Origin of the sequence: Uliginosibacterium gangwonense DSM 18521 (genome assembly GCF_000373965.1) — a bacterium.
Taxonomy (GTDB): domain Bacteria; phylum Pseudomonadota; class Gammaproteobacteria; order Burkholderiales; family Rhodocyclaceae; genus Uliginosibacterium; species Uliginosibacterium gangwonense.
Genome location: NZ_KB892865.1, coordinates 228,330 through 245,318, shown reverse-complemented (window position 1 = coordinate 245,318; position 16,989 = coordinate 228,330). Strand labels below are relative to the sequence as shown.

At 57.6% G+C, this 16,989-nt stretch carries 18 protein-coding genes; 15 read left to right on the top strand and 3 right to left on the bottom strand.

Translation table 11 applies throughout. The features are described from left to right. Position 1: 1 nt before the first annotated feature. From ispC to B145_RS26425, 14 genes are all read left to right on the top strand, one after another. Entirely contained in the window at positions 2 to 1,180 is a 1,179-nt protein-coding gene (ispC, locus tag B145_RS0120055; RefSeq protein ID WP_018609742.1) for a 1-deoxy-D-xylulose-5-phosphate reductoisomerase, read from the top strand. An 11-nt stretch (positions 1,181 to 1,191) separates the two neighbouring features. Beyond that, positions 1,192 to 2,568 carry an RIP metalloprotease RseP gene (gene rseP, locus B145_RS0120050; RefSeq protein WP_018609741.1) on the top strand — a complete coding sequence of 459 codons (1,377 nt, stop codon included), beginning with the start codon at positions 1,192 to 1,194 and terminating at the stop codon, positions 2,566 to 2,568. Next, complete coding sequence (gene bamA, locus B145_RS0120045) at positions 2,568 to 4,883, top strand: outer membrane protein assembly factor BamA (RefSeq protein ID WP_018609740.1); 2,316 nt, start codon at positions 2,568 to 2,570, stop codon at positions 4,881 to 4,883. The genes rseP and bamA overlap by 1 nt, the downstream gene beginning before the upstream one ends. A 10-nt stretch (positions 4,884 to 4,893) precedes the next feature. After that, positions 4,894 to 5,391, top strand: a complete 498-nt coding sequence (locus B145_RS0120040; RefSeq protein WP_018609739.1) for an OmpH/Skp family outer membrane protein — start codon at positions 4,894 to 4,896, stop codon at positions 5,389 to 5,391. Between the two features lie 4 nt (positions 5,392 to 5,395). Next, positions 5,396 to 6,427, top strand: coding sequence for a UDP-3-O-(3-hydroxymyristoyl)glucosamine N-acyltransferase (gene lpxD, locus B145_RS0120035; protein WP_018609738.1), 1,032 nt, complete (start codon positions 5,396 to 5,398; stop codon positions 6,425 to 6,427). A gap of 5 nt (positions 6,428 to 6,432) precedes the next feature. After that, positions 6,433 to 6,873, top strand: a complete 441-nt coding sequence (fabZ, locus tag B145_RS0120030) for a 3-hydroxyacyl-ACP dehydratase FabZ (RefSeq protein WP_026259326.1) — start codon at positions 6,433 to 6,435, stop codon at positions 6,871 to 6,873. Further along, positions 6,870 to 7,640, top strand: a complete 771-nt coding sequence (lpxA, locus tag B145_RS0120025) for an acyl-ACP--UDP-N-acetylglucosamine O-acyltransferase (RefSeq protein WP_018609736.1) — start codon at positions 6,870 to 6,872, stop codon at positions 7,638 to 7,640. The genes fabZ and lpxA overlap by 4 nt, the downstream gene beginning before the upstream one ends. 15 nt (positions 7,641 to 7,655) lie before the next feature. Beyond that, a complete protein-coding gene (lpxB, locus tag B145_RS0120020; protein ID WP_033407723.1) occupies positions 7,656 to 8,792 on the top strand; it encodes a lipid-A-disaccharide synthase in 1,137 nt (378 codons plus the stop codon). Then, positions 8,792 to 9,388, top strand: a complete 597-nt coding sequence (gene rnhB / locus B145_RS0120015; protein WP_018609734.1) for a ribonuclease HII — start codon at positions 8,792 to 8,794, stop codon at positions 9,386 to 9,388. The genes lpxB and rnhB overlap by 1 nt, the downstream gene beginning before the upstream one ends. Then, positions 9,385 to 10,173: a TrmH family RNA methyltransferase gene (locus B145_RS0120010; RefSeq protein WP_018609733.1), complete on the top strand. Its 789-nt coding sequence runs from the start codon at positions 9,385 to 9,387 to the stop codon at positions 10,171 to 10,173. Before rnhB ends, B145_RS0120010 begins: the two co-directional genes overlap by 4 nt. A gap of 169 nt (positions 10,174 to 10,342) precedes the next feature. Beyond that, positions 10,343 to 11,134 (top strand): formate/nitrite transporter family protein, encoded by a 792-nt coding sequence (locus B145_RS0120005; RefSeq protein WP_018609732.1) that lies wholly within the window; start codon positions 10,343 to 10,345, stop codon positions 11,132 to 11,134. A gap of 137 nt (positions 11,135 to 11,271) precedes the next feature. Beyond that, positions 11,272 to 11,700 (top strand): 50S ribosomal protein L13, encoded by a 429-nt coding sequence (gene rplM, locus B145_RS0120000; protein ID WP_018609731.1) that lies wholly within the window; start codon positions 11,272 to 11,274, stop codon positions 11,698 to 11,700. 12 nt (positions 11,701 to 11,712) lie between these two features. Further along, the gene (rpsI, locus tag B145_RS0119995) at positions 11,713 to 12,108 is read left to right on the top strand and encodes a 30S ribosomal protein S9 (RefSeq protein ID WP_018609730.1); all 396 of its coding nucleotides are present in this window, start codon (positions 11,713 to 11,715) and stop codon (positions 12,106 to 12,108) included. A 103-nt stretch (positions 12,109 to 12,211) separates the two neighbouring features. Next, on the top strand, positions 12,212 to 13,918 hold the full coding sequence (locus tag B145_RS26425; protein WP_157288537.1) for a sigma 54-interacting transcriptional regulator: 1,707 nt from the start codon (positions 12,212 to 12,214) through the stop codon (positions 13,916 to 13,918). Between the two features lie 88 nt (positions 13,919 to 14,006). Here B145_RS26425 and fdhD read toward each other — a convergent pair whose 3' ends face one another. Continuing rightward, positions 14,007 to 14,840 carry a formate dehydrogenase accessory sulfurtransferase FdhD gene (gene fdhD, locus B145_RS0119985; RefSeq protein ID WP_018609728.1) on the bottom strand — a complete coding sequence of 278 codons (834 nt, stop codon included), beginning with the start codon at positions 14,838 to 14,840 and terminating at the stop codon, positions 14,007 to 14,009. 516 nt (positions 14,841 to 15,356) lie between these two features. On the opposite strand from fdhD, the gene B145_RS29150 reads away from it, so the two are divergent. Then, positions 15,357 to 15,905, top strand: coding sequence for a hypothetical protein (locus tag B145_RS29150; protein WP_018609727.1), 549 nt, complete (start codon positions 15,357 to 15,359; stop codon positions 15,903 to 15,905). A gap of 59 nt (positions 15,906 to 15,964) precedes the next feature. Here the strand turns inward: B145_RS29150 and B145_RS0119970 are convergent, their stop codons facing one another. Next, on the bottom strand, positions 15,965 to 16,414 hold the full coding sequence (locus tag B145_RS0119970) for a MarR family winged helix-turn-helix transcriptional regulator (protein WP_018609726.1): 450 nt from the start codon (positions 16,412 to 16,414) through the stop codon (positions 15,965 to 15,967). Between the two features lie 72 nt (positions 16,415 to 16,486). Next, positions 16,487 to 16,909, bottom strand: a complete 423-nt coding sequence (locus B145_RS0119965; protein ID WP_018609725.1) for an organic hydroperoxide resistance protein — start codon at positions 16,907 to 16,909, stop codon at positions 16,487 to 16,489. Positions 16,910 to 16,989 lie beyond the last annotated feature (80 nt).

The following is a 16,989-nucleotide window of genomic DNA, read 5'->3' as shown; positions in this document are numbered from 1 at the left end:
TATGCAAAAACAACGGGTCACGATTCTGGGGGCCACCGGTTCTATCGGTGGCAGTACGCTGGATGTTCTGGCAAGACACCCTGAGCGTTTTGAAGTCTTTGCGCTGACGGCGATGCGTCAGGTGGGCAAATTGGCCGATCTGTGCCACCTGCACCATCCGCAGTATGCCGTGGTGGGGTCCGCCGGGGATGCCGAAGAGTTGCGTGCGCTGCTGGGTGGGAACCCCGTCCAGGTGCTTCATGGCCCACAGGCCTTGGAGCAGGTGGCATCTGCTCCCGAGGTGACCACCGTGATGGCCGCCATTGTGGGGGCTGCGGGGCTGGGTGCCTGCATGGCGGCTGCGCGCGCGGGCAAGCGGGTGCTGTTGGCGAACAAGGAAGCCCTTGTGATGGCGGGTGACCTGTTCATGTCGGCTATCCGGGATTCGGGGGCGGTACTCCTGCCCATCGACAGCGAACACAACGCGGTTTTCCAATCGCTGCCAGATGAGTTTGATTACGGTTTGCAGCATTGCGGCGTCCGCAAGGTGATCCTCACGGCCTCCGGCGGGCCGTTCCGTACCCGTAGCGTAGAAAGCCTGCGCGATGTCACCCCTGATCAGGCCTGCGCCCACCCGAACTGGGTGATGGGGCGCAAGATTTCGGTGGATTCAGCCACCATGATGAACAAGGGCTTGGAGGTCATTGAGGCCAGCTGGTTGTTCGGGGTCGGGGCTGATCGCATTGAAGTGCTGATCCACCCCGAGAGCGTGATCCACTCCATGGTCGAGTACAACGATGGCTCAGTGATTGCTCAGTTGGGCAACCCGGATATGCGCACGCCGATTGCCCATGCTCTGGCTTATCCGGAGCGGATGGCCTCGGGGGTGAGCAGCCTGGATCTGGTCAAGCAGGGGCGCCTGAGTTTTGAAGCGCCGGATCTGGAGCGTTTCCCTTGTCTGGCGTTGGCGTATGCCGCTTTGCGCACGGGCGGTCTGGCCCCGGCGGTCATGAATGCCGCCAACGAAGTGGCCGTGGCCGCCTTTCTCAACAACGAACTGGGTTACAGTGACATCGCCAGAGTGGTAGGGGCTGTATTGGAGCGTGCCGACTGTTCGGCGGCCCCCGATCTGGAAACTATTTTGGCCGCAGACGCTGCGGCCAGGAACTTTGCACGTGAAGAGATAGTCCGTTACCGCTAGGAGGGCTAAGCATGCTTCTACAATACATCCTCGCCTTTGTGGTGGCCATCGCCATCCTGGTGACGGTGCATGAACTGGGACACTTCCTTGTGGCCCGTCTGTGCGGAGTCAAGGTTCTGCGTTTTTCGCTGGGTTTCGGGCGGATCGTCAAGTCTTGGCGTATCGGGCCGGACCAGACTGAGTGGGCGATTTCGGCCATTCCACTGGGCGGCTACGTCAAGATGCTCGGTGAGAGTGATGGCGATGAGGTGCCTGAGGCGGATCGTGGCCGGGCCTTTCACACCCAGGTGCTCTACAAGCGCAGTCTGATTGTGCTGGCAGGGCCATTTGCCAATCTGCTGCTTGCTGCCGTGATCTATTGGGGATTTGCCTGCGTTGGCACGCAAGACCTGCCTGCCGTGGTGAGTGACGTGACCCCGCAATCGGCGTTTGCCCAGGCGGGCGTACAGCCGGGTGACCGGATCGTTGAGGTGAGCGGGCAGAGCGTTCGGGGCTGGTCGGACTTCAAGATGCAGGTCGTAGATCAGGCCGTGGGCGGGCAGACTGCGATCCTGTCGGTGGATCGCGGCGGCGTACCGGTTGGAGGCTTGCGCCTTGATACCAGTGCGGTTGTCCTTGATGAGACTGCGCCTGACCCCTTGTCCCAATTGGGGGCGGGGTCTCTGGCGCTGGACTTCAATATTCCGGCGGTGATCGACAGTTTCCAGGATAAGTCGCCTGCGGCCCAGGCCGGGTTGAAAGCCGGGGACGAGATCCTGTCGGTAGACGGGCGAAAAATTAGCAATCTTGCAGTTTTGGTGCGCATCGTGTCGGCTTCTGCGGGTAAAACATTGCAAGTAAATGCTTTGCGCCAGGGCCAGCAATATGCATTTGCCGTGCACCCCTTGCAGGACAGCAAGAGCAAGCAGTTCATGCTGGGGGTCAAGTGCAAGCCTGATCCTGATGCCTTCCAGGCCGCGTATTCACGCGCAGCCATCGAGGTGCGCTACGGCCTTGCAGATGGCCTGGTGTATGGCGTGCGGCAGACCTGGGATATGTCCCTGTTTTCCTTGAAGGCCATGTGGCGTATTGTGACAGGCCACATTTCCATGCGGAATGTGAGCGGGCCAGTCACCATTGCGGATTATGCAGGCAAGAGTGCCAGTGCAGGACTTGGGGCCTATCTCCAATTCCTGGCCTTGATCAGTGTAAGTATCGGGGTTTTGAATCTTCTCCCCATCCCGATTCTGGATGGCGGACACTTGCTGTATCATGCGGCAGAGTTCGTTCGTGGCAAACCTTTGCCAGAGCGCATCGAAGAGTACGGGCAGCGGGTGGGTATGGCACTCCTGGCAGGTATGATGGCTTTGGCGTTTTTCAACGATTTCAATCGCTTCTTCTTCGGCTGATGTCCAGATCTCTTACTGCTATTTCGGCAGGGGTATGCGCCCTGTTTTCTCCCCTGGTGTTTGCTGCGGCGCCTTTCGTAGTGAAGGACATCCGTGTCGAGGGGATGCAACGTACCGATGCCGGTACGGTGTTCAACTACCTGCCCATCAAGGTAGGTGACAAGGTCGATGATGCGGCGGTTTCCCGGGCCATCAAAACCCTATATGCCACGGGCTTCTTCAAGGATGTGCGCATTGAGGTCGACAAAGAAGTGCTGGTCGTGGTGGTGGATGAACGGCCTGCCATCTCCCAGATCGCCTTCTCGGGCAACAAGGAATTTGACTCGGAGAATCTGCTCAAGGGGCTCAAGGAAGTTGGCATTGCAGAATCCCGTACCTTTGACCGTTCCCAGCTTGAGCGCGCCGAGCAGGAAATCAAGCGCCTGTATCTGACCAAGAGTTTTTACTCCGCTTCGGTCAAGACAACCGTGTCGCCACAGGAGCGCAACCGGGTGGCGATCAACTTCGAGATTACCGAAGGCGATGAGGCCAAGATCAAGAGCATCCGCATCCTGGGTGCCAAGGCATTCAAGGAAAAGCAACTTCTTGGCTTGATGAATCTGGAAGAGACCGGGAGCTGGTACGACCTGTTCCAGGACGACAAGTATTCCAAGCAGAAGCTGCAAGGGGACATTGAAGAAGTTCGCTCCTGGTACATGGACCGGGGCTATATCAACTTCAATGTTGAATCTTCCCAGGTGTCGATCACACCGGACAAAAAGGATGTATACATCTCGCTGACCATCAGCGAAGGCGAGCAATACAAGCTGTCTTCCATCCGGCTGGCCGGTGATCTGGTGGTGCCGGAAAAGGATCTGCGCAAGCTCGTCAAGATCAAGCGTGGCGACATCTATTCCCGCGCCAAGATCAACGATATTTCAAAGGCGCTGGCTGATCGCCTGAGCAACGACGGTTACGCGTTTGCCAACGTCAATGCTTCGCCTGATGTGGATGACAAGAAGAAAGAAGTTGCACTGACCTTCTTCGTTGATCCGGGGCGTCGGGTGTATGTTAACCGCATCAACGTGTTGGGTAATGCCAAGACGCGTGATGAGGTTGTCCGCCGGGAGCTGATCCAGTTCGAAAATTCGTTGTTTGACCGCCAGAAGCTGGATGAATCCAAGAAGCGTATTGAGCGGACGGGCAACTTCAGCGATGTCACCATGGATACCCTTCCCGTGGAGGGGACGACGGATCAGGTGGATGTGAATGTCTCCGTCAAGGAGCGCTCCACCGGTACGCTGTCCGCCGGGGTGGGCTACTCGCAGACTGACAAGTTCGTGCTCAATGGCTCAATCTCGCAAACCAACCTGTTTGGTACGGGGAATGCCGCATCGATCACCATCTCCAATGGCTCGACAGCGCGCACCCTGGCGGGGTCTTTCACCGATCCTTACTGGACCAAGGATGGGGTGAGCCGCAGCTTCGACTTGGCGCAGAAGATGGTTGACTCCCAGTCAACCTCGATTGGCCGCTACGCAACCCACACGGATTCTGGCGGCGTGCGCTTTGGTATCCCGATTTCTTTGAACGATACCATTTTCCTGGGTGAGTCCTTTGACCGCACCCGGATCAGTATCTATGACGACAGCCCGCAGCAGTACAAGGACTTCGTTGAAAAATTCGGGCCGACCAACACGACCCTGTCCTCCTCGGTGGCCTGGGCCAACGATACGCGGGACAGTTCAGTGACGCCGACCTCCGGGATCTATCAGCAACTGGGCCTGGAAGTTGCCACCCCGCCGATGGATTTGCGTTACACGCGCCTGACCTACCAGATTCAGCATTTCACCCCGATTGCCTCCGGCTACGCCCTGATGTTGAGTGGGCAGATGGGCTCTGTCCAGGCATACGGCGGCCAAGGTGTGCCTTTCTACAAAAACTACTACGCGGGGGGGATTGGCTCCTTGCGTACCTTCAAGGACAATTCGCTCGGCCCCAGGGTGCATGACGCCAGTGGCAACGAGACCAGTCAGTCGCTTGGCGGCACGCGTCGGGCCCTGGCCACGGCGGAATTGTTCTTCCCTGTGCCGGGGATGAAGGAAAAGAACGCCGCCATGCGCATGAGTGCGTTTATCGATGCAGGTTCCCTATGGGGGGCTAGCGGAGCGAACAATACTTATGCACACTCTACGGATATTCGGGTGGGCGCTGGTTTCGCCTTGAGCTGGACTTCGCCTATCGGGCCGTTGTCCTTCAGTTTCGGGAAACCACTGGTGAAGAAGCCAGGGGACCAGACCCAAAGTTTGCAGTTCCAGATTGGATCAGTGTTCTAGGAGAAATTCCATGCGAATTTCAGCCGTGGCAGTTACAGCCTTTCTGTTGTTGGCCAGCGTGCCGGTGTGGGCGCAGAGCCGGATTGCCTTCGTCAATGCCGACAGGGTGGTACGCGAATCCGCACCTGCTGCGCGGGCCTTGAAGAAGCTGGAAAAAGAGTTTGAAAAACGCGAGCAGGAGTTGCAAAAAATGGGCAAGCAACTCCAGGCGCTGGAGGACTCTTTGGACAAGGGGGCCGTGACCCTTACCGATACGGAACGCCGGTCCCGTGAGCGCGAGTTCAACGACATGAACCGCGAATTCCAGCGTCGTCAACGTGAATATCGTGAAGATCGCACCCAGCGCCAAAATGACGAACTGGCAGGGGTGGCCGAGCGCGCCAACCGTGCGATCCGCCAGATTGCAGAAGCAGAGCATTACGACCTTGTCTTGCAGGAAGCTGTGTATTTCAGCCCCTCCATCGATATTACCGACAAGGTTTTGAAATTACTAGCAGAGACGAAATGAGGTTTTGGTGGCTTGGTCTTTATTTCAAATAGTTGAGTCTCTGGGGGGGGAACTACTTGGAGAGGGTTCCGTAGAGGTTCGCCAAGTAGCCCCCCTGGAACGTGCTACGGCGGAAGAAATTGGTTTTGTCACACACGCCAAGTATCAGGCGGCGCTGCAGGCAACAAAGGCGGGGGCCGTAATCGTGCCGCCAGCGTTGGCAGATGCTACGTCATTGCCACGCATCGTGACCCGTGACCCCTACCTGTACTACGCAAAGCTTGCGCAGTTGTTCAACCCGGCGCCTGCTTATGCGTCGGGGGTTGATCCCGCCGCCGTGGTGCGCTCAAGTCTGCCCGCGTCAGTCTATGTGGCACCTCAGGCCTATGTGGCCGAGGATTGCGTGATTGGCGAAGGCGTGGTGATCGGCCCTGGCTGTGTGATTGAGCGTGGTGTGCGCATTGGCGCAGGTTCCTTCCTGCATCCGAATGTCACCATACGCCATGATTGCATTGTCGGCGAGCGTTGCGTCTTTCAGCCGGGGGCCGTGATTGGGGCCGATGGTTTCGGTTTTGCGCGTCGTGCCGATGGTAGTTGGGAGAAAATCCCGCAGATCGGTCGTGTCCTGATTGGGGACGATGTTGAGATCGGCGCCAATTCTACGATTGACCGGGGGGCGCTTGACGACACGATCATTGAAAGTGGCGTCAAGCTCGACAACCTCGTGCATATCGCCCACAACTGCCAGGTGGGAGAAAATTCCGCGATTGCGGCCATGTCTGGTGTGGCAGGGAGTACAAAACTGGGCAAACGCTTTATGGGCGGGGGCTCCTGCGGGATCAATGGGCATATCACGGTATGCGATGATGTGGTGTTGTCCGCGTGGTCTTGCCTGACCAAGTCGGTGACCGAAAAAGGGGTCTATACCTCGCTGGTCCCGCCGCTGCCGCATGCGGAATGGAACCGCAACGCTGTGCACGTCAGACATCTGAATGAAATGTTCACTCGCCTGCGCGAGTTGGAAAAGTTAGTGAAGAAACAAGGGGAAGAAGAGTGAGCGTGATGGATATTCAAGAAGTGATGAAGCACTTGCCGCATCGCTATCCGTTTTTGTTGGTTGATCGCGTGCTGGAACTGGTGCCCAATGAGCACATCACTGCAATCAAGAATGTCACCATCAACGAGCCGTTCTTTGTCGGGCATTTCCCGCATGCACCGGTGATGCCTGGCGTGTTGATTGTTGAAGCGATGGCCCAGGCCTCCGCGATTCTGTCTTTCAAGAGCCAGGGCGTGGTGCCGGACGATAAGCTGATGGTGCTGTTCGCCGGGATCGACCGCGTGCGTTTCAAGCGTCCGGTGATGCCGGGCGACACCCTGCGCTTTGAGATGCGTTTCAAGCGCCAGATGCGCAGTATGTGGATCTACGAAGGCCGCGCCATGGTGGGCGACGAAGTTGCCGTTGAAGTCGAACAACTGATGTGCGCGATCAAACAACTGCCATGATCCACCCGACCGCAATCATTCACCCCGGCGCCAAACTGGCTGCCAATGTGGAAGTGGGGCCCTATTCGATTATTGGCGAGCACGTCGAGATTGGTGAAGGAACCTGGATTGGCCCGCATTGCGTGATTAACGGGCGAACCCGCATCGGGCGCGAGAACCGGATTTTCCATTTCTGCTCGATTGGTGAAATTCCGCAAGACAAGAAGTATGCGGGCGAACCGACTGAGTTGGAGATCGGGGATCGCAACACGATCCGCGAATACTGCAACTTCAATATCGGCACGGCCCAGGATATCGGCGTCACCCGGATCGGCAATGACAACTGGTTCATGGCCTCGGTGCACATCGGGCACGATTGCCAGGTGGGCAATCAGACGATCATGGCCAACAACGTTACGCTGGGCGGTCACGTTTATGTCGGCGATTGGGCGATTCTGGGCGGTATGGCGGCTATACATCAGTTTGTGCGCATCGGCGCCCACTGCATGGCGGGGGGCGGTTCAATCATCACGCAGGATGTGCCAACCTTTGTGATGTGTACCGGCAATCCAGTCGCACCCCACGGTATCAACAGTGAAGGGCTGCGTCGGCGCGGCTACAGTGCTGAAGATATTGCGGTCATCAAGCGTGCCTACAAGGTGATCTATCGTCAGAACCTGCCGTTTGAGCAGGCGCGCGCGACGATTACCGAGTGGGCAGAGCAAACACCTGCGCTCCAGCCTTTGCTGGATTTCTTTGCGGCTTCGACGCGGGGCATCATCCGCTAACACGACGGGGTCATCATGCGTATCGCCATGGTTGCGGGCGAGGCCTCGGGGGACCTGCTTGCAGCACATCTGATCCGGGCTTTGCGACAAGCAAACCCGGATATTTCGTTTTGTGGGATCGGTGGCCCAAGGATGCAGGCCGAGGGTTTTGAGGCATGGTGGCCTGCCGAATCCCTGGCTGTGATGGGCTATGTGGATGCCCTCAAGCGTCTGCCCGAGTTGTTGCGTATCCGGCGTGGCTTGCTCGAACGTCTGAAAGCCGAGCCGCCAGACATCTTCATTGGTGTGGATGCCCCAGACTTTAATCTTGGGGTGGAGAAGCGCCTGCGCAAAGCCGGGATTAAAACGGCGCATTACGTCAGCCCCTCGATCTGGGCTTGGCGTGGTGGGCGTGTGCATAAAATCGGCCGTTCAGCCGATCAAGTGCTGTGCCTGTTCCCTTGCGAGCCGGAGCTGTATGCCCGCCACAACATCCAGGCCAGCTACGTAGGCCACCCGTTGGCCGACGAGTTCCCGGACCGGGTTGACCGCGATGCGGTGCGGGAGGCTTTGAAGCTTGAGCCGGATGCGCGTGTCGTGGCGGTCTTGCCCGGCAGCCGTGTCGGCGAAGTCAGTCGGCTGGCCGCCTGCATGGTCGGCGCGATCAAACTGCTGGCAGAGCGCTACCCGGATGCGCACTTCCTGGTGCCCTTGATCACGCGCCAGACGCGCGATATCTTCGAACATGAACTTTGTCAGGCCGAAGCCCAGCATCTGTCGGTCCGCCTGATGTTTGGTCATGCCCACGAAGCGATGGCAGCGGCCGATGTCGTGATCGTAGCCAGCGGTACAGCGTCGCTGGAAGCCGCCTTGCTCAAGCGCCCCATGGTGATTACCTACAAGGTTGGCGGCATGACCTTCCGCATCGTGCGGCGCATGGCCTACCTACCTTGGGTGGGCTTGCCCAACATTCTGGCCCGTGAATCCTTGGTGCCAGAGCTGTTGCAGGATGACGCTACGCCAGAAAAACTTGCCGAGGCAGTTGCCCGCTGGCTGGATGATGCGGATGCCTGCACACAGCTTGTGCAGAGTTTCGATACGATTCATGATCAACTGCGCCAGAACAATGCCGAAAAAGCGGCATCGGCGATTCTCAAACAGGTGGGGTACTGATGTCCGTGTTGATTTGCGGGGTGGATGAAGCCGGGCGTGGGCCGCTCTGCGGGGCGGTGGTCACTGCGGCGGTGATTCTGGACCCCGCCAAGCCGATTGAAGGTTTGAACGACTCCAAGAAGCTCTCGGCCAAAAAGCGAGACCAGCTTGCCGAACTGATCCGTCGTGATGCCCTGGCCTGGGCGGTGGCGGAAGCCTCGGTGGAAGAGATCGACCGCCTCAATATTCTGCATGCCACCATGTTGGCCATGAGCCGGGCTGTGGCCGCGCTCAAAATCCAACCCGATGAAGTGCTGATTGATGGCAACCGCGTGCCGCCGCAGTTGCAGATTCCGGCCCGTGCCATCGTCAAGGGCGATGCGACTGAACCCGCAATCTCTGCGGCTTCGATCCTGGCAAAGACCACCCGTGACGCGCAGTTGCTGGAAATGGATCGACGCTATCCCGAGTATGGTTTTGCGGCCCATAAGGGCTATCCCACTGCAGCGCATCTTGCCGCGCTGGCCAAATACGGAGTCACGCCCGAACACCGCCGCAGCTACGCTCCGGTACAGAATATTCTGGCGCAGGGCAACCTGTTTGCGGGGGATGAATGAAGTTCATCAGCTCACGCGATAACCCCACTTTCAAGCATCTGCGTGCCTTGAACGAAGATGCACGGTATCGGCGCGAGCAGAGGGCCAGCGTATTGGATGGCGACCATTTGTTGCTGGCGGCGCTGGAGGCGGGTTGGCCCTTGAAGCGCCTGGTATTGCGCGAGGATGTGGTCGATACAGCCTTGGCGCAGCAAATCCTGGCACGCACTGTGCAACAGCCCCCGGAAGAAGTCCTGGTGTTCTCGGCTGCACTTTTCAAGGTGCTGAGTCCGGTACAGACCCCAACCGGCCTGTTGGCCGAAATTGCGGTGCCTGCGGACCTTCAGGCGTCTGCACTGGCGCAGGATGTGCTGGCGCTGGCCGGGGTGCAGGATGCTGGCAATCTGGGCACCTTGCTGCGTACCGCCGTGGCCGCAGGCGTGCGCGAAGTTTGGCTGGATCGGCACACTACCCACGCATGGTCGCCCAAGGCTTTGCGCGCCGGAATGGGGGCTCAGTTCCAGCTTCGGATTGTGGACGCCTGCGATCTGGCTGCATCTCTGGCAGTCTGCCCGCTGCCGAGCTACGTGACCAGCCTGGGGCGCAGGAGTGAGTCGCTCTATGCGCTCGATTTGCGCCAGCCCGGCATCTGGGTGTTTGGTGCCGAAGGGCAGGGCGTGCCTGCCGAATTGATCGCGCAGGCCGACCATGAGGTGCGCATCCCCATGCCGGGTGTGATCGAATCCTTGAACGTGGCCGCAGCCGCAGCCGTTTGTCTGTTTGAGCAAGTGCGCCAGCGGCTGTAAGCTATCCACAGACAAACGCTTGGAATCATTGAGTATTTTTTCGCTATATTCTTTTGTAAATATCGCTCAGTTTGCCTGGGTCAAAGTCGTTCACACCGTCTTGTGATCCAATGACGCCCTTTGCACGCATCCCCCTCGTATCTCAAATCAATATAACAGGAGTTTTTTCATGGTTGATCGTCCTTATGTCGAGAAGGCGGCAGATAGCGGTTTGCGCAAAGTCTCACTGCTCAACGAAGACCCCGCACGCTACATGACCCGCTCGGTGCTGGCAGGCATGTACCTGTCCATCGTGCTGTTCGTGTTCTGGTCGCTGATGCATAACCTGCATGACACTCCCTATGGCAAGGTCGTCGCTTCGGCCTTTTTCGGGGTGGGCCTGACCATCATCGTCTTTACCAATGCCGAACTCTTCACCAGCAACAACATGTATCTGGCCGTCTCTTCTGCCGAAGGGCGTACCAAGTGGGGGCAAACTATTCTGCTGTGGATCGCCTGCTATTTTGGCAACATGGTGGGCGCCTTCATCGTGGCGGGCCTGCTCTATGCGGCCAACGTGCTGGCGGAATTGCCGCTGGATCACGCACTCTATACGGGGGCTGCGCACAAGGTACATCAGGCCGCTGGGGTGATCTTCGTCAAGGGGATTCTGGCCAACTGGGTGGTGTGTCTGGCGGTGCGTCTGGCCTTGCGCTGCAAGGAAGACATTGCCAAGATCGCAGTCCTGATCCTGGTTGTGTTCATCTTCCTGTATCTCGGTTTTGAGCACTCGATTGCCAATATGGGGACTTTCTCGATGTCCTTGCTTGGTAATGGACAGATCAGCGCGACCGATGCCGTGTATAATCTGATCTTTGCCACTTTGGGCAATATCGTGGGTGGTGCTGTTTTTGTAGGTTTGCCGTTTGCCTACATCAATCCTGCCGAGCCTTCCCCGACCAACAGCGACGATCACGCCTAAGTTTTTCGGAATCAGGGAATAATTAAGCGCCGGGTCATTGACACCGGCGTTTTGGTTTCTCTATAATCACCAGCTTTCCGCGATCAGCAATTTTGGTTGTTAGCGCAACAAGACATAAAAGACTAGAGGAAACTCTGATGAAGACCTTTTCCGCCAAGCCGCATGAAGTGACGCACGACTGGTTCGTCGTCGATGCGACCGACAAGGTGCTTGGTCGTCTGGCCAGCGAGATTGCCCGCCGTTTGCGTGGCAAGCACAAGGCTATTTATACGCCGCACGTCGATACCGGTGATTTTATCATTGTGGTGAACGTCGAGAAGCTGCGTGTGACTGGCGACAAGGCTCAAGACAAGAAGTACTACCGCCACTCCGGTTACCCGGGCGGCATCTACGAAACCAATTTCACCAAGCTGCAACAGCGCTTCCCCGCTCGCGTACTGGAAAAGGCCGTCAAGGGCATGCTGCCCAAGGGTCCTCTGGGTTACGCCATGCTCAAGAAGCTCAAGTGCTACGCCGGTGCCGAGCACCCGCACAGCGCCCAGCAGCCCAAGGTGTTGGACATCTAACAGGAGCGCGCAATGCCTATTGGTCAGTACAACTATGGCACGGGCCGTCGCAAGACTGCGGTCGCTCGTGTGTTCATCAAGGCAGGTTCTGGCAACATCGTTGTCAACGGCAAGCCGGTTGATGTGTTTTTCTCCCGTGAAACCGGCCGCATGATCGTGCGTCAGCCGCTTCAACTGACGGAAAACCTTGCCAGCTTCGACATCATGGTCAATGTGACCGGTGGTGGCGAATCCGGTCAAGCCGGTGCAGTGCGCCACGGTATCACCCGCGCTCTGATCGACTTCAACCCGGAACTGAAGCCCGTGCTCAAGAGCGCTGGTTTCGTGACCCGTGATGCCCGTGAAGTGGAACGTAAGAAAGTCGGCTTCCGCAAGGCACGTCGTCGTAAGCAATTCTCCAAGCGTTAATTTCGCGTGGTTGGATTGTTTGGCAAAAAGCCCGCTCTTTGGCGGGCTTTTGTTTTTTCTGCTGAGCCTTGTTGGATGATGATTGACGGCATGATGCCATATCATGTTCAATCCAGCCTCTTGGGCACAATACGTGTCAGCCGGGTGCGCAATACAGGAAGCGAGATCGAACGTGCTGGGGAGCGACCACTACTCTGCGTCGGAATTGGAACGGCTGCGCCGTGAGCGCGACCATTTCCATATCCTGGTCGAAGTCACCAATGCGGTGATTTCGAAGCTGAGTATTGAGGATCTGGTCGCTGAAGTTGCAGAGACGATCCATCGCTTCTTCGGCATTGATTATCTGAGCCTGGATCTGTTCGATCTGGGCGCCAAGCAGTTACGCTCCCACTCGGTGTACTACCCCCCGCACGGGCTGTGTACGCGGGCCACGGTCACCATGCCACTGAGCGCCTCATTGGCCGGGCAGGTCCTTCAGAGCCGGGCCATGTTGTTGGCCAGTCGCATGGAGATGGAACGCCTAGCTGAAAATTACGACGAGCTGGCGCTGCTGACCTCCCGTGGTTTCCAGGTAACCTGCACCCTGCCTCTGGTGTCCGGGGCCAAGGTGGTTGGGGCGATCAATCTTGCGCATGCCAAGCCTGATGCCTTTTCCGACTACAACCAGCACTTGTTGCAGGAAATCGCGGCGCGGATGGCCATTGCCATCGACAACGTGGCGGCCTATGAGGAAATTTCACGCCTCAAAGATCGGCTGACCAGCGAAAACCTCTATCTGGCCGAGGAAATCCGCAACTTCAGTACCTTTGGCGAGATCGTGGGCGAGAGTGCAGCCATGCGCAACCTGCTCGAACAGGTTGAGATGGTTGCCGCCAGTGACTGCACCGTGCTGATCTTGGGCGAAACCGGCACAGGCAAGGAATTGCTGGCACGCGCGATCCACAACCTGAGTGATCGCAAAGCGCGCAACATGGTCAAGATCAACTGTGCCGCGATCCCCTCCGGTTTGCTTGAAAGCGATCTGTTCGGCCATGAGAAAGGCTCCTTCACCGGGGCCACTTCGCAACGCCTGGGTCGTTTTGAGTTGGCGGACAAGGGCACGCTGTTCCTTGATGAAGTGGGTGACATCCCGCTGGAGTTGCAGCCCAAATTGCTGCGCGCCTTACAGGAGCGGGAGATTGAGCGCCTGGGCGGGCAGAAGGTCATCTCGGTGGATGTACGCCTGATCGCTGCCACCAACCGCGACCTGACCCAGATGGTGGCCGACCGCCAATATCGCAGCGATCTCTACTATCGCCTGAACGTCTTCCCACTGGTGATTCCGCCGCTGCGCGAGCGCCCTGAGGATATCCCCTTGCTGGCGCGCTATTTTGTGCAGAAGATTTCCCGCCGCATGAATCGCCGTATTGAGAGCATTCCAGATGAGGTGCTTGCCCACCTTGCCAGCCTGCCCTGGCCAGGGAATGTGCGTGAATTGGAAAACGTGATTGAGCGGGCGGTGATCCTCACCCGTGGCCCGGTGCTCAATCTTCCCGTGCAGGAGCTGCAATACCATCTGGCCCCGGTGGCCTGGAAAAGCGGCACTCTGCATGCCGCATCAGCCAGCCCGCGTCTGCCGGATCTGCCCAAGCTGGCAGATGCCTCAGAGCCAGAGCGCGAACGCATCCTGCGCGTGCTCAAGGAAACCAACGGCATCGTTGCTGGCCCACGTGGTGCGGCGGCCCGTCTGGGTCTCAAACGCACCACGCTGCTCTCGCGCATGCAGCGCCTGGGGATATCAACCCGGGATATCGGTCAGTCCGAAGAATAATTCCATTTCTAGGCCCCCCGCGCTTTGTCGACTTCGCCTTGCCGTGAGCTGATCACTGGCTTGATCTAGAAACGGAATAGGTCGCTGTTTATTCCTTGGGGTATTCCACAAAGCCATTCTGGCGGCAGAAACTCATCAAGCGGATGCCTGCGGCCTGTGCGATCCGTACGGCCAGCGCGGTGGGGGCTGAAATTGTGGCCAGCACCGGCACCTGCATGCGGGCGGCCTTGCGGACCAGTTCATAGCTTGCCCGGCTGGTGAGAAAAACCAGCCCTTGGTGGGCATCAATATCGTTTCGCGCTATCCAGCCAAACAGCTTGTCCAACGCGTTATGGCGCCCCACGTCCTCAAACACACGGAGTACCTCGCCTTGTGGGCTGCACCAGGCCGCTGCATGCGCACAGCCGGTGGCCTGCATCAATACTTGGTAGGGCGGTAGCTCGGCGAGGATGCGCTGGATGGTGGCGTGTTCGACTGTGAAGGCGGCGGTTTCTTTCAAAGCCTCCGGCTCCAGATCCAGCAGCGCGAGGCTTTCTGTGCCGCACACCCCGCAGCCGGTACGGCCCGTCAGGGTACGGCGATGCTCCTTGAGCTTGAGGAAAGCGGTCTGGGCGATGGTGAGCTGGATTTCGGCACCATCAGGGTAGAAATGCACCTCCAGGTCATGGATATCTTGCCGTTTGCTGATGATGCCTTCAGACAAGGCAAACCCGGTGGCGAACTCCTCCAGATCCTGCGGTGAAGTCATCATCACCGCATGCGAGATGCCATTGAACACCAGGGCGACGGGGAATTCCTCCGCCACCACATCGGCACATTGCTGCAATTGCCCTTGGCGCAGGCGCAGAACCTGTAGTGCGGCCTGGGGGGATGGGCCCTCTTCGGAAGGGAGGGGGCAGGAGGGTGTTTGTGTGTTGAGCATGCCGCCAGTTTACTCCCGATGGCCTGCCTCATACACCTGCTTTGGAAAGCGACGGGGAGTGCGCCGAAAGAATGCGCTGAAATTGTGGCGCGGAATTGTGGTACGGATTATGGTCTTGCTCTGTAATCGCTTTCAACGTAAAGGCGGGTATTTGATGCTGAATATGTTTGGCATATGTCACATATTTTCAGGCGTAATGAAATATATGTATTTGATGACGTTTTTATACTGTTTCAGTGTTAAAGCACGTTATGGAAATTCTTAAAAAGGGCAGCCCGAACAGTCGCCTTTCTTAATTTTTGTTCGGTCTACAATGCCAATGGAGATCACATGCACAATACATTTTGCTCATTGTTTTTGCGGTGAGGCAACGGAAAAGCATTGGTTTCTGGATGGCTTTGTGTTCATGTCTGCCTGAAAACTGCGTGTGCAATGGCCTATGTAGTTTGGCAACATCCCAACACTCCGAATATGGCGGCTTGTATCCGCCTACAACCATAATGAGGAAACTGAATCATGGATACGCAAACCGTAGTAGGTAACTGGACTGCTTTTGATTTCACGATTTCTGCACAGGCGCAGGCTGTTTTTGATCAGACCGCTGGCAAGCTGACGGGCGTGAAGTATGTGCCTATCGCCGTGGCAACTCAGACGGTATCCGGTACCAATTACTGCTTCCTGTGCGATGCAACCGGTGTTTATCCTGGGGGCTGTACCAGTTTGGTTGAAGTGTATGTCTATCAACCGCTGCAAGGGGTGCCACATATCACTGCCATCAAGATGGTCGTGGAGTGCCATGCCATTCCAGGTGGATGGAGCGGCTTCCATGCCTTGAGTGCTGACGAACAGAAAATCTTTGCAGGGGTGGTCAAACCTCTGGGTGTGGATTATGCACCCCTACAGGTTGCCGCCCAGGTTGTTGCCGGGATGAATTATTGCTACCTGTGCAAGGCCAGCATTGTGGCGCCTGGGGCTGTTGCCTATCCCACATTGGTCTACATTTTTGCACCACTACCGGGGGCAGGGGCTCCCCACATTACCTCTATTGTCCCCATCAAACCCTGATCGCTGATGTATTGAGTGCTGTAACGGCTCCCGCTATAGGCGGGGGCCGTTTTTTATGCTTATTGCCGGCGCGCCAGGGCCTGGTCAAGTTTTTGTGTCAGGCCCTTGAGTTGCTCGCGCAGTTGCGCAAGCTCGCCACTGGGCGTGTCGATCTTGCAGAGCATGGCGTTGGGCACGGCGTTGGCACGCTCGCGCAGGGTGTGTCCTGCCTCGGTCAGTGTGATCAGCACCCGGCGCTCATCGTCTGGCGCACGTTGGCGGCGGATCAGCCCTTGGGCTTCCATGCGTTTGAGCAAGGGGGTCAGCGTCCCGCTATCCAGATAGAGCGTGTGCCCCAACTCCCCCACACTCCGGGGGGTCGATTGCCAGAGCACCAGCATCACCAGATATTGCGGGTAGGTCAGCCCCAGCTCATCCAGCAGCGGGCGGTAGAGCCGGTTGAGCATATTGCTTGCCGCGTAGATCGGAAAGCAAAGCTGGTTGTCCAGGGCGAGCAGGTCGTCGGTCATGCTGCGGTTCTCTAAATAATTTGAGCCTGATGAATCACGCATCAGGCTCAAGGGCACAGGCTTCAGGCTCGATCAGGCCTTGGCCAGGGTGGTCAGCGTGACCTCGATATTGCCACGAGTGGCGTTCGAATAGGGGCAGACCTGATGGGCTTGGGCGACCAGCGCTTCGGCCGCAGCCTGATCAAGCCCCGCGAGGCTGACGTGCAGGGCGACGGAGAGCACGAATGCGCCATTTTCCCCGGCATTGAGCGCCACATCAGCGGCCACTTCGGTATCGCGTACCGGGAGCTTTTGCAGACGGGCGATGTGCAGCACGGCGTTTTCAAAACATGCTGCATAGCCTGCTGCAAACAGTTGCTCCGGGTTGGGTGCCTTGCCCGTGCCACCCAGTTCGCGGGGCATGGCCAAATCAGTGGCAAACACGCCATCTTCAGTACGAACCTTACCGTTACGGCCGCCATTTGCAATGGCGCGTGTGGTGTAGAGTTGTTTCATGATCAGTCTCCAAGTGGGTTTCATTCAAGAAAGTGTGCTGCTGAGTTGAATTGTATTGCTCGCAATTTAATTGTGCAACA

Coding starts and splice junctions, on each gene's coding strand:
- fdhD (WP_018609728.1), bottom strand. CDS start 14,840: ATGCTCAACACACAAACACCCTCCTGCCCCCTCCCTTCCGAAGAGGGC.
- lpxB (WP_033407723.1), top strand. CDS start 7,656: ATGCGTATCGCCATGGTTGCGGGCGAGGCCTCGGGGGACCTGCTTGCA.
- B145_RS0120010 (WP_018609733.1), top strand. CDS start 9,385: ATGAAGTTCATCAGCTCACGCGATAACCCCACTTTCAAGCATCTGCGT.
- B145_RS0120040 (WP_018609739.1), top strand. CDS start 4,894: ATGCGAATTTCAGCCGTGGCAGTTACAGCCTTTCTGTTGTTGGCCAGC.
- rseP (WP_018609741.1), top strand. CDS start 1,192: ATGCTTCTACAATACATCCTCGCCTTTGTGGTGGCCATCGCCATCCTG.
- B145_RS26425 (WP_157288537.1), top strand. CDS start 12,212: ATGTTCAATCCAGCCTCTTGGGCACAATACGTGTCAGCCGGGTGCGCA.
- rpsI (WP_018609730.1), top strand. CDS start 11,713: ATGCCTATTGGTCAGTACAACTATGGCACGGGCCGTCGCAAGACTGCG.
- B145_RS0119965 (WP_018609725.1), bottom strand. CDS start 16,909: ATGAAACAACTCTACACCACACGCGCCATTGCAAATGGCGGCCGTAAC.
- bamA (WP_018609740.1), top strand. CDS start 2,568: ATGTCCAGATCTCTTACTGCTATTTCGGCAGGGGTATGCGCCCTGTTT.
- B145_RS0119970 (WP_018609726.1), bottom strand. CDS start 16,414: ATGACCGACGACCTGCTCGCCCTGGACAACCAGCTTTGCTTTCCGATC.
- rnhB (WP_018609734.1), top strand. CDS start 8,792: ATGTCCGTGTTGATTTGCGGGGTGGATGAAGCCGGGCGTGGGCCGCTC.
- fabZ (WP_026259326.1), top strand. CDS start 6,433: ATGGATATTCAAGAAGTGATGAAGCACTTGCCGCATCGCTATCCGTTT.
- rplM (WP_018609731.1), top strand. CDS start 11,272: ATGAAGACCTTTTCCGCCAAGCCGCATGAAGTGACGCACGACTGGTTC.
- B145_RS29150 (WP_018609727.1), top strand. CDS start 15,357: ATGGATACGCAAACCGTAGTAGGTAACTGGACTGCTTTTGATTTCACG.
- ispC (WP_018609742.1), top strand. CDS start 2: ATGCAAAAACAACGGGTCACGATTCTGGGGGCCACCGGTTCTATCGGT.
- B145_RS0120005 (WP_018609732.1), top strand. CDS start 10,343: ATGGTTGATCGTCCTTATGTCGAGAAGGCGGCAGATAGCGGTTTGCGC.
- lpxA (WP_018609736.1), top strand. CDS start 6,870: ATGATCCACCCGACCGCAATCATTCACCCCGGCGCCAAACTGGCTGCC.